Consider the following 13,848-nt stretch of genomic DNA (forward strand, 5'->3'; position numbering starts at 1 on the left):
ACTTGCCGCAGAGCCGGTCCAATCGAAACTCAGGCTCCGGACAACTTCGGCCCCTACGCCAGGCTTAGATTTTTCCCGGCTTCAACCAGCATCGGGCCATAGACCGTTTCCAGCTCTTTGGGGGTAAGGTGAAAAGACGGGCCTCCTACGTTCAGACCGAACACCCGGTTGTCGATGACCGATCTGAAGGCAACCGAGATTCCGTTTACGTCCGGTCGCCAATCTCCATAGCCGGTACAAAAACCCAGCCGGTCCATCTCTTCCTGTGCTGTGTTGAAGCTGCTTTGTCGAAACTCTTCGGTATCGCTGTCCTGCGTGCGCGCGATCTCAAATGCCTGGGCGCGTTCATCTTCGTCCATCGCAGTCAATATCGCCCGCCCCATGGCCGAGCGGAACAAAGGCAGACCCGTCCCAACACGGGCCACCAAGGAAACCTGTTCACGCGAGGTTTCGGTCGCCAGATAAACTGCATTCATTCCATGCCGTTCGCCCAAAGCCACAACAACATACGAGTTGGGACCATTGCGCAACTTCAGCATTTCGCGCCGTGCGCGTTCGGCAATGTCCAGACTTGCCAATACGCCAAACCCCAAAAGCATAACGCCCGCGCTTAGTCGATAGGTGCCAGTGCGATTGTCGACCTCAAGATAATCCAGCTTGCACAATGTGTGGGTCAGGCGCGAAACGGTTGCCTTCGGCAGTCCGGTTCGTTTGGACAGATCGGTGTTGCTAAGTGCGGTATCTCCTTCGCGAAAGCACCGTAGAACATCCAGCCCCCGCGCCAAAGCGGTGATGAAATTACGGTCTTTCAGTTCCTCACTGGTGCCCTCGACCATCGTTTACCCCTTAATTCCAACCACTATCCAGCGCACGCAGCCCATGTTCGGCAAAGATCGGAACGAACTGCCCCGACTGTCGCGCACGCTCGGGGTTGGATGCATTGCCGTCCAAAGCTCGTTTATAAACGCCCTGAATAATTGCGGCCATACGAAAGAAGCAAAAAGCCAGACAGTAGCCGAAATGGTCAATTCCATCCAACCCCCGGTAGGTGCAATAGGCGGCGACAAATTCTTCGTCGGTCATCAAACCTTCGGCGGCGCGGTCCACGCCTGCCAGCCCGCGGCCCATACCACCCGGCGGCATCTGCCATTGCATGATCACGGCGGCCAAATCTGCATAGGGATGGCCAATGGTGGATAATTCCCAATCCAAAACAGCCAGCACATCCGGGCTGCTCTTGCGGAAAAGCATATTGTCGATGCGGTAATCGCCATGCACCAGCGTCCGTTGTCCGTCATCCTCGGGGGCCTCATCCACCAGACGCGCCATCAGCCGGTTCATCGCCGCGATGGTCTCGGTTTCCGAAGCGCGGTACTGCTTTGACCAGCGGCCGATCTGACGTTCAAAATAATTCCCCGGCGGCCCGTAATCCGACAGGCCCACCTTGCCGATATCGACGCTGTGCAAGTCTGCCAGTGTTTTGTTCATCGCCTTCTGAATACCGCCCCGCTCGTGCCGGGGTACATCGGGCAATTCGGGAAAGTTGAAGTGCCGCCCGTCCATGAAGTCCATTACATAGAACATCGAGCCGATGACGCTTTCATCTTCGCAAAGAAGATGCATCTTTGACACGGGCACGTCCGTCTCGGCCAACGCCTTTTGCACCCGGTATTCTCGGTCAACCGCATGAGCCGATTTCAACAACTGGCCCGGCGGCTTGCGACGCAGGACATATTTATGCGAAGGCGTGCTTAGCAAGAAGGTTGGATTGGATTGACCGACCTCAAACTTCGTGAACTCGACCGGTCCCTCGAAGCCTTCAATCCTGTCAGACAGATAGTCAGCCACGGCCTTTGCATCTAGGGTCTGGGTCGATTGGGACATCGTAATTCCTCAGCTATGAGTGATCATCTCGGCCTGCGCTACAGGGTGCAGGTGAGGGATTGCGTTAAATTCGGTCAACCCGACACCCCGCGATGAGAACAGGAACCGAGACTGAGAGGTGTTGCGAAGTTGCAGGTTCAATTCCATCATTTGCGGATTGGGCGCATTCAATACAGACGACGTGATCTGGCCAATGGGTCCACCGGACGAAACCACAAGAACCCGCCGGGCCTCGGTTTGTGTGACAAAACGCAAGGCAGCGGCGACGCGCGCCGAAAACTCGGCCCAGCTTTCCGACGCGTCGGGCAAGCCACCTTCCTGCCAGTGCAGGATGGTTTCCCTTAGCGCACGGAAATGGGTTTTGCGATCCCCCTGTACCCTCTGGGGAACGTCGCCGCCGAAACGTGCGTTTAGCAGGTCCTTGAAATCATACTCGTTCAAACCCGCATGTCGTTCGGGCGTCGCACTAAACCCCATCGAAGCCAGCGTTTCGGCATGGCGCGCCAATGTACCAGTGATCAGACGGTCCGGAACCCAACCCGTGCCCTGCAACCAGTCGCCCAATTGAGCAGACTGCCGGTGCCCCAGATCCGAGAGTTTGTCGTAATTGTCCGCCCCGAACGAGGCCTGTGCGTGGCGGACAAGAAGAAGCTCTGCCATATTCAGCCCGGAAACTGCCGCGCAAGACTGGCGCCAGCAGCCAGATACTCATCTGCAATTCGGTCAACCAGCGCCCGGGCAGGCTCGATGCTTTTGACCGCGCCAATGCCTTGGCCAGAACCCCAGATCGTTTTCCACGCTTTGGGCTTTTCGCGGTCAGTCGAAAAATTCATCGAGGTCGGGTCCGCTGTGGGCAGGTTTTCAGGATCCATTCCTGCATTCACAATCGACCCACGCAGGTAATTGCCCCAGACGCCGGTGAACAGCGAAGAATAGACGATGTCATCCCCAGCGCTGTCCACGATCATCTGTTTGTAGCCGGGATCGGCATTGGCCTCATCCGTGGCAATAAAGGGTGACCCAACATAGCCGAAATCAGCCCCCATCGCCAAAGCTCCCAGCAGCGAGTTGCCCGAGGCAATCGCCCCAGACAGCGCCAGCGGTCCATCGAACCATTCGCGAATTTCACGGATCAGGGCGAAAGGCGACAGCGATCCGGCGTGCCCCCCTGCTCCGGCGGCTACGGCCACCAGACCATCGGCCCCTTTTTCGATCGCTTTTTTTGCGAACTTGTTGTTGATGATGTCGTGAAACACGACGCCACCATAGGAATGCGCGGCCTCGTTCACTTCGACCCGTGCGCCCAAAGAGGTGATCCAGACCGGGACCTCGTGCTTCACGCAGATGTCGATGTCCCGCTGCAACCGTCCGTTTGACCGGTGCACAATCTGGTTCACCGCATAAGGCGCGGCCGGGTTGTCGGGGTTTTCCTGATTATGCCTGTCCAACTCTTCTTTGATGCGGGTCAACCAGGCGTCCAGCAGGGGCGGCTCGCCTTCGGCCTCTCGCGCGTTGAGCGCTGGGAAAGAGCCGATGATGCCTGCCTTACATTGCTCAATCACCAGGTCAGGGTTCGAGATGATGAACAGCGGTGAGCCGATCATCGGAATGCGCAGACCCCGCAGAACCTTCGGCAGATGTGAATCGTCGCGGTTCCAAGCGGTCATTTATAGAACCTCGAACAGGCCAGCGCCGCCCATGCCACCACCGATGCACATGGTGCAGACCACATATTTGGCGCCGCGCCGCTTGCCTTCGATCAGGGCATGACCCACCATACGCGCGCCGGACATGCCATACGGGTGGCCGACAGAAATCGCGCCGCCATCGACATTCATAATCTCGTTGGGAATGCCCAGACGGTCGCGGGAATACAAAACCTGCACTGCGAAGGCCTCGTTGAATTCCCACAGGTCGATGTCGTCCATGGTCAAGCCATGCGCCTTTAGCAGCTTGGGTACGGCAAAGACGGGACCGATGCCCATCTCATCCGGCTCACACCCAGCAGCCATCACACCGACGTAGCGGCCCAGAGGTTCCAGTCCTTTTTGTTCTGCAACCTTGGCCTCCATGATCACCGAGGCCGATGCCCCATCCGACAACTGCGAGGCATTGCCCGCCGTGATGCACTTGCCTTCCTTGATGTGGATGCCATCCTTGAACACCGGCTGCAGACCGGCCAGAGACTCGACCGTGGTCGAGGGGCGATTGCCCTCATCCTTGTCCAGCGTCACCTCATGTTCTGATATCTCGCCGGTTTCGCGGTTCTGCATTTTCATCACCGTAGTCATCGGAACGATCTCGGCGTCAAACCTGCCTGCCTGCTGCGCGGCATGGGTGCGAGCCTGAGACTGCGCGGCGTATTCATCCTGATATTCACGGCTCAGACCATAGCGTTCGCCAACGGTTTCGGCGGTTTCAAGCATGGTCATGTAAAGCTCAGGCTTGTGTTCAACGATCCACGGGTCGCGCCCCACGCGCATCTCAGGCGTCTGCACCGTCGAAATACTCTCAACGCCGCCGCCGATCACTACATCCATGCCATCGTGCACCACTTGCTTGGCTGCCGTAGCAATCGCCATCATCCCCGAGGCGCACTGACGGTCTAGCGTCATACCGCCCACTGTTACCGGCAAACCGGCCCTGATAGCGGCTTGGCGGCCAATGTTGCCCGCCTGATAGCCCTGTTGCAGGGCGGCACCCACGACGCAGTCCTCGATCTCGGCCGGATCAACGCCAGAGCGTTGCACCGCGTGTTCAATGGCATGGCTCATCAGAGCTTGCGGGGTGGTAGCATTGAAAGCGCCGCGATAGGCTTTGCCAATCGGGGTACGTGCTGTTGAGACGATCACTGCGTCGCGCATTTCGTTTGTCCTTTCGACGGATTATGCTGTCTGTTTCGAAAACTTCACATTTAACCAAAGGGGCGAACGGGCCCCGGTGCGATTAGAACCCCCGCAATCCGGCCACGATTTCGGCGTGATAACTATAATCCCCAAGCCATTCCGCCGAGACCCGCGCCCGTTTCATGTAGAACCCCATGTCAAACGCATCGGTCATGCCGATGCCGCCATGCATCTGGACCCCCTCCATCACCGCCAGCTTTGCGGTCTTGGTCGCTCGGGCCTTGGCCAGCGACACGGCAAGGGTGGCGTCCTTGGGATTTTCATCCAGCATCCGCCCGGCGTGCAGAATGGCGGAACTGGTCACTTCGGTCTCGCACCAAAGATGCGCCGCGCGGTGTTGCAGGGCCTGAAACGCGCCGATTGGAACGCCGAATTGCTTACGCTCTTTCAGATATTCAACCGTCATACCAAAGGCCCCGGCGGCCAAACCTGCGGCCTCGGCCGCCAAGGCGGCCTGACCAGCCTCCAGCGTCGGCCGCAAGATTTCCATGGCATCGCCAACCGTGCCCAGAACATCCTCGCCCGTGGCCTCGACATCCACAAACCTAATCCGCGCCGACGAGCGCGCGTCGATCATATCCGAAACTAACCGTTCAACGCCGTCACGGTCGGCGGGTATATCAAACAGGGTCAAACCTTCGTCCGCTTGGGCCAGAACAAGCAATCGGTCGGCAAAGCCGCCGTCCACCACAAAGCTCTTGTCGCCGTTCAGACGGAAACCGTTGCCGTCCTTGGTGGCGGCCAATGTCGTCTTATCCGGTGCGTGTTTACGGCCTTCGTCGATGGCCAGCGCATAGGTTCGTTCACCCGCCGCGATCGCCTGCAGCGCGGCATAAGCCCTATCATCCGCCACCCGCCGCAACGCAGTTGCCGCCATTACCGCTGTCGAGATAAATGGCGTCACAGCAAGTGTTTTGCCCATTTCACCGGCCAGAACCCCGGCGGCGGCATGGCCCATATCCGACCCGCCTTGCGCCTCGGGAACCAGAATACCGGCCCAACCCATCTGCGCCATCTCAGCCCAAAGCGCAGGATCATGCGCTTCGCCCGCATCCCGCATGGCGCGCAGCTTACCAACCGGGGCGGCCTGATCCAAAAAACCGCGCGCAGCATCAGCCAGCATCAACTCTTCTTCGGTTTTCACCAATTTGGTCATGCGTGACCCTTTCTGCCCATGATCAGCAACCGCTTGCGCCCAAAGTCACGACGGCAATCCCAAGACTCGCTTGGCTACAATGCCCAGCATCACCTCGGACGTGCCACCTTCGATGGAATTCGCCTTGGTGCGCAGCCAATCGGACGGGCGTGTGCCCATAGACCCATCCCACTCCAGTGCGTCCGACCCGCCCGAGTCCATCAACACCTCAAACACGCGCTTGTTCAGCTCAGTGCCCATGTATTTCAACATCGCCGAGGCATCACCTGCGCCGTGACCTGCTTCGGCCTGATCCTTGTAGCGTTCCAGCGTCAGCCCAATGGCCAACGCATCAATCTCGGTCTGCATAGCCTCGGCGCGCAGACTGGCGCCGAGGGCGCCGTCACTTTCGTCGGTCAGCACCGCACCAAGAGACCGGCCCGACCCCATCAACCCACCGGCCCCGCCCGAGATCATCTCGCGTTCATGGGTCAGCAGGTATTTCGCCACGTCCCACCCTTTGTTGACCTCATGCACCACCTGTTCCTTGGGCACTTTGACATCATCAAAGAAGGTCTCGCAAAAAGGCGACTCTCCCGAGATCAGGCGAATGGGGCTGGTCGAAATGCCGGGCGTTTCCATATCGACCAGAATGAAGGAAATCCCCTTGTGCTTGGGCGCGTCGCGGTCGGTGCGCACCAACACGAAAATCCAATCCGCCTTGTCTGCATATGACGTCCAGACTTTCTGGCCATTGACCAGCCAGTGATCCCCCTTGTCCTCGCACTTGGTCTGCAAGGACGCCAGGTCAGACCCCGCGCCGGGTTCTGAATAACCCTGACACCAGCGTATTTCGCCGCGCGCGATTGGCGGCAGATAGTGCAATTTCTGCTCTTCGGTTCCAAATTGCAGCAGCGCAGGCCCCAGCATCCAGATACCAAAGCTTTCAAGCGGGGAACGCGCCCTGATACGGCGCATTTCTTCGTGGAACACCTTTTCCCGCGCCCGATCCAGACCGGCCCCGCCATAGGCGCGCGGCCATGTGGGAACTGTCAGCCCCTGTGCCGCACACCGCTCTAGCCAGTCTTTCTGCGCCTGCGATTCAAACTCCCAGCGCTTGCCGCCCCAACAGATTGTTGCTTCGCTTGAACTACGATCGCGCATCTCGGCCGGGCAGTTTTCCTCTAGCCACGCACGCAAAGCAGCCCGGAAAAGATTCGGCTCGGTAATATTGTGCATCGCGTCCTCCCACGCCTCACAGAACCCAAGCTCTGCGACGCCGTTCCGCTGTGCAGAATTGCATTTCAATTTCGTGTTGACAACCCCTCTCTACGCCCGATGATGCTTGCCAAGAGCGCTCAGGCGTCGCGAGGAGGACCCCATGAAAGCCATGCTAAGCACCGCCACGGGCGGCCCCGAAACACTGGAACTGACTGAACTGCCGGACCCGACGCCAGGCAAGGGACAGGTTGTGATACGTGTCCACGCGGCAGGGCTGAATTTCCCTGACACTTTGATGATTCGGGATCTTTATCAGATTAAGCCACCCCGCCCGTTTGCCCCCGGCGGCGAAATCGCGGGCGAAGTTGTTGCCTTGGGTGAAGGCGTAAGCGATCTGGCGGTGGGCGATCGGATACTCGCGCTGACCTCATATGGCGGATTTGCCACCCATGTCGCGATTGACGCGTGGCGCGCGGCGAAAATCCCCGATGCCATGCCCTATGAAGATGCAGCCTGCTTTGTTTTCACCTACGGCACGTCCTATCACGCGCTGAAGGACCGCGGCTATCTGGCTAATGGGGATACCCTGTTGATCCTTGGCGCTGCCGGTGGCGTAGGGGCTGCGGCGATCGAGCTGGGCAAGGCCATGGGTGCGCGCGTAATTGCGGCCGTCTCGTCCGAGGAAAAGGCCGATTTCTGCCGCCGGATTGGCGCAGATGAAACGCTCATCTATGCACGTAAAATGGACAGCCGCGACGCACAAAAAGAACTGTCGGCGCAGGTCAAGGCGCTGGCCGGGCCGAATGGGGTTAACGTGGCCTATGACGCAGTCGGCGGCGGATATGCCGAGCCGGTCATCCGCGCCATGGCCTGGGACGGGCGGTTTCTGGTTGTTGGCTTCCCTGCGGGCATTCCAAAGATACCGGCCAATCTTGCGCTGTTGAAAAGCTGCCAGATTGTTGGTGTGTTCTGGGGTGCGTCAGTGATGCGCGATCCTGCGGCACATGCCGCGAATATGAAGGACCTGTTCACACTGTACACGGAGAGCAAGATCAAACCCCAGATCTCAGCCAGCTTTCCCCTGGAACAGGCTGCCGAGGCCCTCAAGCTGATGGATGATAGAAAAGCGATGGGGAAAGTTGTTCTGACAATGAGCTAAAGCACGGCGCAGCCTTTCCTGCGGGCGCTATTCCAGATGCGCCATGTCATTGTACCCGCGCACCACCATCTTATCGCCATGGATCACCAACCGGGTGAAAGAGCCATTGGCCGCGCCCAGAAAAGTCATGGCAGGCACGCCTGTGGCAATCGACATGGCGGCGGCGATCACCCCGCCATGGACAAACGCGGCCACGCGCTGATCGGGATGCGCCGCTGCGATCCGCAACAACCCGGCGCGAACACGCCCGGTGAACTGAGCTGTGGTTTCCGCCCCCGGAATCTCACCCCATTCATGGCTGGCCTCAGCGCATTGAAAAGCCGGATGCCGCTCGGCCGCGCGAATGCGGTACTCTCCGCCATCCCAGTCGCCCAGAAAAACTTCGCGCAGATCGCGTTCTTCGATCGGCTCCAAGGCCAGATGCTCCAGCAGCGGTGCCGCTGTTTGGCGGGTGCGTCGCAATGTAGTGACGTAGACGGCAGAAAAAGGAACCGACTTCAGCCGCGCTGCAACGGCCTCGGCCTGACTTTCGCCATTCGGATGCAAGGCCGGATCGCCATGCCCGTCTTTCAGCGGGAAGGGTTTGCCCGGTATCGCCGGCTCGGATTCACCGTGTCGGACCAGCAAAATATCCGCTGCACCTGCAGGCGGAACAAAAACATGCTGGCGAAACTCTTTGGTCATGGCGCGCGTCCTTTTCAGCATTCCACACGACACAACACCACCCCCGCGCCAAGCGCAACGTCCTGATGCCAATTGACTATAAATAGGTCGCGAACCCAGAAGGTCGCCTATCGCTAAGCGGTAGTTGATAGTGTTGAAGGGCTGGGAACTGCGCTGAATGACAAAAACAAGGGCGCGCGCATGATGTTAAGATGTCTTTTGAAGGGCTCGGTCCATTCGGAGCCTCTCACCCTATGTTGGGGTGAGCCTGCCTCGCTTACATCAGAAGCGCGGCGTAGCTTTCGGCGGATGCGTTGTGCAGGAAATAGGCCAACAGCAACGCGCATACGGAAATAGGAGCTATCAACTCCATCGCATCCCTAATGAACCTTGAGGAGCCATTCCCGCGCAGACCCGAATCCGCTGTCTTGGACTTCCCCGCTGCTGGGAACAGCTCCTTTGAGATATATTTAACCATGTTCAACTCGTTACTAACTACTTTGGACAACCTATTCCCCTCTAATTTAACCCAATATTAACGCTGTGATAATTCAGCTATTGCCGGGGACTTTGCCACCAAATCCGGGGATATTAATCCGCAGGATCGCCCATTGTTGAAATACCCAGAACGGTGACAGCGATCGTACCCTTCGTGAGCTAGCGAAAGAAGAACAGACAAGTGTGGACCCTTATCTGGGTCGTAGCCTTGCTTTAGTCCCTTAACGTCTGGTTCCGGTCTTGGGACGGCGGCTTTGGAAGCAGCACGCAGTATCTCCTTCCTCTTTCCCCGGTTCTCATGGCTTTGGCGGCCAAGATTTTTGTAGACCTTGGCCGTAGCGCCGACAAACCTGCGCTGTTCATTTTTTTCGGCGCTTGTTTTGTGTTTCTACTGGTGGCTCGCTTGGGCACCAGCCGATACCAGCGGTAAGCCGCACAAGTGTGCCGGACCTTCCGCACACTCAGCGTCTTATTGGTTCAGTGATATTGGTTCACCTGACGCTGCATCTTGGAACACAGACGCAGAATTCGAAGGATGGGATACACGATTCCGTTTGAATTCGAGGGGTCAACAAAGGGTTCGTTTTTGGTCGGGTGGGACATGACTGCCTCCTAAGCTTACCTCAGGTTAACTCAGACCCGGAACATGTTCTGTGAACAAGGGCACACAAGACCAAACCATGTCCCGTATTGGCGTATAAAATGGCGCCGCACATAATGGGTCGAGATCACCCTTGAAAGGGTATTATCAGTGCAGAGCCTGTAAAGATGGGAAGACGGCCACGGCCTTCACCACAATTATCACCCAAAAATCTGCTAATTCAAAAATTTAGGGAGCCATCTCCCTAACTCGTGGAAACGGCTCCCATAAATTTAGTCGTACACAATTTAACTCGTTACTCAACGTGCCATACAATTATCATTCACAGCCTCGCTTGGAAAATTATCGACGCATTTTTAGCGACTTGAGAGGTTTTTCGATCAATACTCAGAACAGTGACAAAGCACATCGGCGCACTGTTTACTGATTAGAGACTTTAGCGGGCGAAAATTCCCGCCAAGCGACCAATTTGAGCCAAAAGTTTGAGAATCTTCTGTGGGCTTAATCAGGTCGTCGATTCATTACGTTCCAAGGCCATAGAAACGGCAATCTTGGTGCCTCGCAGGGCGCAAGGCTTGTCAGAATTACATAGTAATGTTTCTATGTGATCAGCGCTTTAGCGACAAAACAGGACTTTAGCACGCACAATTGGGAGGATTTCTATGAAACTGCATTGCTTGGTCGCGTTGTCGGCGAGCCTTAATTGTTCGCAGACCTTCGCACAAGATGCGCCGATCCAGCACGATGCAGAGTTCAATGTCCTCCAGGCGCAATACGCCCAGAAATGGGCCCAGGATGAAGCTGCCGTGGACGAGGCGCGTGGGGCGGGGCCGAGTTCGTTCGGATACTGGGCCGGCACATGGCCCGCAAAGAGAAATTCCCGGACACTCAACCTGCGATTGGTGTTCCCTATGAAGGGATCGAAAACATCTGACCGGAAACCCAGCGGGCGGTCGAGGCATTTCTCGCCAAACAAGGCTCGTCCATGCAGTAATCAGAACCCCCTTTGCCGCAACCCTGCCAAAGGCCCAAGCATTATAGACATCAAGGAACACAAATGGCTGCAAATCTAATTTTCGCTTTTGGCTTGGTCATCTCGCTTGGCATCGGATTTCTGTACTTTCGCGATCTTGGGGACGTTTCGCAGATGCTACTGAAGGTCAAGCGCGAAAACATGGTGCGCTTTATCCGGCATGAATACACCCTGATCGCCGTTGGGCTGGGAAGCTTCGTGGTCGCTACGCTGGTGCATTTCATTTTTGGCAGCGGGCTGTTCTGGCTATGGATAATTTCAGCTTTGCTTGTGATCTTCCTTTATGGATTTCCCTATGTCTGGGTCCACTTGGGACTTAGAAACCAACTGAACGATGCCGCCTTTTTCCCGATTTCAGAAGCCCGGAAATACGTCGGCCCGTCAGCGCCCGTTATCGTAATTGAAAACAAGGGACACGCCCGCGCGCATCCCGATGCACAGATCATGAGGCCTCATCTGGCTGGCGATGTGAACGGGTTGGGCGGAGAGGACATCGTGATGACCTATTGCGCGATGGCAAATCTTGGACAGGGCTATGCCCCCCGGATCGAGGGCAAGCGTCTTGATCTGGAAGTTCTGGCACAGCACGGCAACAACCTGATCCTGCGCGACAATGAAACCGGTGAGCCAATCCAACACATCTATGGGTTCCGCGAAGCCGACCGGGACCCAGAGGCCGATGGCCTTGCCTGCCCCCTGCGGCCCGAAGCGCAAATGACGCCTTGGCCGACCTACCGGATGACGTTTCGCGGCTTTCAGAAAGCCTTTCCCGAGGGCGAAGTCTTTCTGAACCCACCCTCGCCAAATCTGGCTTTGCGTCTGCTGGACATGATCACTGAGATCACGTTCGGCTGGGGCATCGGGCGTCAGCATCAAGAGGACGCCCCTGTCATGGACAACATGGATCGGACCGACAATCGCTTGCCCAACAAAACCTATGTTTGGGGGATCACTATTGGCAATGACGCCGCTTGTTGGACGGATGACTTCGTGGTCGACAACAATTGGATCGTCAACGCCAATGTCGGCGGGCGCGATGTAGTCGTAAGCCTGGACCCCAAATACGAAAGCCTTGGCGTATGGTACAATGACAGCGGCCAGCCTGTGACGCGCTGTGACTTTTGGGGGATGTCGGATCAGGGCCGGTTGAAACGTGTCGAAACGCTGCGCGCGGGCGTGTTCTGGCATGTCTGGTCCGAGTTCTTTCCGGAAACCGACATCAATCGCGTTTCACAAGGGGAGACCAAAAGCGAAGCGGTCGCCTGACATACAATTTCACGCTTAACGATCTTGGGAGGGATCAATGGCTATTACGAAAAGACTTAGAGATACCGCACTGAAACTGGCATTCGCCGCGACGCTGCCCACGTCAGTTTACGCGCAACAGTCTGATTGGTCTTATCAGGCCACGATTTACCTGTTTACGCCCGAAACAGAAGTGTCCCAGGAAACGCCCAATGGAACAGTAGAGGGAACTCTGGCCTTTTCAGACGCGCTGGAAAACCTCGATCTGGCGTTCATGGGTACATTTGCGGCAACCAACGGGCGTTGGTCGATTTTGGCCGACTATAACTATACCGACCTTTCGTTCAGCAACGACACGCCCGGTCCGGCCAGTTCCGGAGTCGAAACATCACTGACCACGCAGTTCCTGAGCGGTTACCTGGGGTACAGGGTGTTGACCTCAGACACCTCGACCGTCGATTTGGCCGGAGGGTTCCGGTGGTTCCGAACCCAAACAGATTTTACCGTTTTACCGGGAGCCGCGCCGGGACGAATGGTAAATGTCGACGAAAGTTGGACCGACCCTGTCATCGGCGTCCGAGCGCGCATGAGGTTCAATGAACGGTGGTCCGGAACCGGTTTTTTTGACTATGGCGGTTTCGCAAGCGACAGCGAAACCTGGCAAGTTCTGCTGACCGCAGACTATGCAATCAACGACCGGTGGTTGCTGAGAGGGGGGTACCGCTATATCTCGTTCGATCACGAAATAAACGGCGGCGACTTCAAGTTTGATCAATCCGGCCCGCTATTTGGGGCAACCTATCGGTTCTAGCCGGTTGCTTTGCACACAAACGGGAAATGCGTCTGGGACCGCAATTCCCGCTGCTGGGCGTATCAGGTCACAGGTAATTTGATACGCTGCGGCGAGGCGTCAAAAGCGAAATTAGGTGACATCGTCTCAAGCACATTCTGATGCGCCACCTGAACCCACGAACGAACCTGCAGCAGGATCGCTGCCCCGCCGACAACGATTGTCGCGCCTATCATGGGAGAGGCCGCAAGTTCATAGTTTTGGGTGCTGGCGATCCACAATGCGAACCCAAGGCGGGTCACGGCCACCGCGTCCGTTACGCGGGTCAGCTTAGGCAGGAAATAAGACGTGATCGCAGACGCGCAGACGATCAACCCCATGTAAATAAACCCCGCCAGAACCGGCAGCGGCAATCCCAACCGTGTAGCATCGACATGCGAGTACAGAACACAACCCGCCGAGAACGCGAGGAAGGCAATGGAATAAAGTCTGCGCTTTTCCCGGTTTAGATGTTCGACAATCCGTTTCACGGCAAAGCCCCTGAGCCAACTGACCAGACCTTTCTGAAGCCGGAATTTGTGGTTGATCTGACGAAATCTGGGCGGAAATGAGACTTTGCCACCGAAGGACCAAGACTGCGTGGTCACCTTAGTGCGGCGTTTCAAATTTTCCTTCGGCTTGGAAATGGCCAGTCGGAGGCGTCGGAAAAAAGA

General features: G+C 57.0%; 14 protein-coding genes. 3 read left to right on the forward strand and 11 right to left on the reverse strand.

The window, feature by feature from the left end:
- Positions 1-53: 53 nt before the first annotated feature.
- From GOV87_RS11980 to GOV87_RS12010, 7 genes are all read right to left on the reverse strand, one after another.
- Positions 54-836 (reverse strand): IclR family transcriptional regulator, encoded by a 783-nt coding sequence (locus tag GOV87_RS11980; RefSeq protein ID WP_171126108.1) that lies wholly within the window; start codon positions 834-836, stop codon positions 54-56.
- 10 nt (positions 837-846) lie between these two features.
- Positions 847-1,884: a phosphotransferase family protein gene (locus tag GOV87_RS11985; RefSeq protein ID WP_171211928.1), complete on the reverse strand. Its 1,038-nt coding sequence runs from the start codon at positions 1,882-1,884 to the stop codon at positions 847-849.
- Between the two features lie 9 nt (positions 1,885-1,893).
- On the reverse strand, positions 1,894-2,544 hold the full coding sequence (locus tag GOV87_RS11990; RefSeq protein WP_171211929.1) for a histidine phosphatase family protein: 651 nt from the start codon (positions 2,542-2,544) through the stop codon (positions 1,894-1,896).
- A gap of 2 nt (positions 2,545-2,546) precedes the next feature.
- Entirely contained in the window at positions 2,547-3,551 is a 1,005-nt protein-coding gene (locus tag GOV87_RS11995; RefSeq protein WP_171211930.1) for a nitronate monooxygenase family protein, read from the reverse strand.
- On the reverse strand, positions 3,552-4,748 hold the full coding sequence (locus tag GOV87_RS12000) for an acetyl-CoA C-acyltransferase (protein ID WP_171123418.1): 1,197 nt from the start codon (positions 4,746-4,748) through the stop codon (positions 3,552-3,554).
- 82 nt (positions 4,749-4,830) lie between these two features.
- On the reverse strand, positions 4,831-5,946 hold the full coding sequence (locus tag GOV87_RS12005) for an acyl-CoA dehydrogenase family protein (protein WP_171211931.1): 1,116 nt from the start codon (positions 5,944-5,946) through the stop codon (positions 4,831-4,833).
- Positions 5,947-5,991: 45 nt separating this feature from the next.
- Positions 5,992-7,164, reverse strand: a complete 1,173-nt coding sequence (locus GOV87_RS12010) for an acyl-CoA dehydrogenase family protein (protein WP_171211932.1) — start codon at positions 7,162-7,164, stop codon at positions 5,992-5,994.
- A 142-nt stretch (positions 7,165-7,306) separates the two neighbouring features.
- Between GOV87_RS12010 and GOV87_RS12015 the strand changes: the two genes are divergently transcribed.
- Complete coding sequence (locus tag GOV87_RS12015; RefSeq protein WP_171211933.1) at positions 7,307-8,305, forward strand: NADPH:quinone oxidoreductase family protein; 999 nt, start codon at positions 7,307-7,309, stop codon at positions 8,303-8,305.
- Between the two features lie 27 nt (positions 8,306-8,332).
- On the opposite strand, the gene GOV87_RS12020 is transcribed toward GOV87_RS12015, so the two are convergent.
- The 3 genes from GOV87_RS12020 to GOV87_RS20565 form a co-directional block, all read right to left on the reverse strand.
- On the reverse strand, positions 8,333-8,989 hold the full coding sequence (locus GOV87_RS12020; protein ID WP_171211934.1) for a histidine phosphatase family protein: 657 nt from the start codon (positions 8,987-8,989) through the stop codon (positions 8,333-8,335).
- A gap of 256 nt (positions 8,990-9,245) precedes the next feature.
- A complete protein-coding gene (locus GOV87_RS12025; RefSeq protein WP_171211935.1) occupies positions 9,246-9,446 on the reverse strand; it encodes a hypothetical protein in 201 nt (66 codons plus the stop codon).
- Positions 9,447-9,943: 497 nt separating this feature from the next.
- Positions 9,944-10,069: a hypothetical protein gene (locus GOV87_RS20565; RefSeq protein WP_256367694.1), complete on the reverse strand. Its 126-nt coding sequence runs from the start codon at positions 10,067-10,069 to the stop codon at positions 9,944-9,946.
- Between the two features lie 1,055 nt (positions 10,070-11,124).
- Between GOV87_RS20565 and GOV87_RS12030 the strand changes: the two genes are divergently transcribed.
- Positions 11,125-12,366, forward strand: coding sequence for a DUF3179 domain-containing (seleno)protein (locus GOV87_RS12030; protein WP_171123434.1), 1,242 nt, complete (start codon positions 11,125-11,127; stop codon positions 12,364-12,366).
- A gap of 37 nt (positions 12,367-12,403) precedes the next feature.
- Positions 12,404-13,156 carry an outer membrane protein gene (locus tag GOV87_RS12035; protein ID WP_254447366.1) on the forward strand — a complete coding sequence of 251 codons (753 nt, stop codon included), beginning with the start codon at positions 12,404-12,406 and terminating at the stop codon, positions 13,154-13,156.
- 62 nt (positions 13,157-13,218) lie between these two features.
- Here GOV87_RS12035 and GOV87_RS12040 read toward each other — a convergent pair whose 3' ends face one another.
- Positions 13,219-13,665 (reverse strand): hypothetical protein, encoded by a 447-nt coding sequence (locus GOV87_RS12040; protein ID WP_171211936.1) that lies wholly within the window; start codon positions 13,663-13,665, stop codon positions 13,219-13,221.
- Between the last annotated feature and the right edge of the window lie 183 nt (positions 13,666-13,848).

The sequence above is a fragment of the Ruegeria sp. HKCCA5426 genome, assembly GCF_013034585.1.
Lineage (GTDB): Bacteria > Pseudomonadota > Alphaproteobacteria > Rhodobacterales > Rhodobacteraceae > Ruegeria.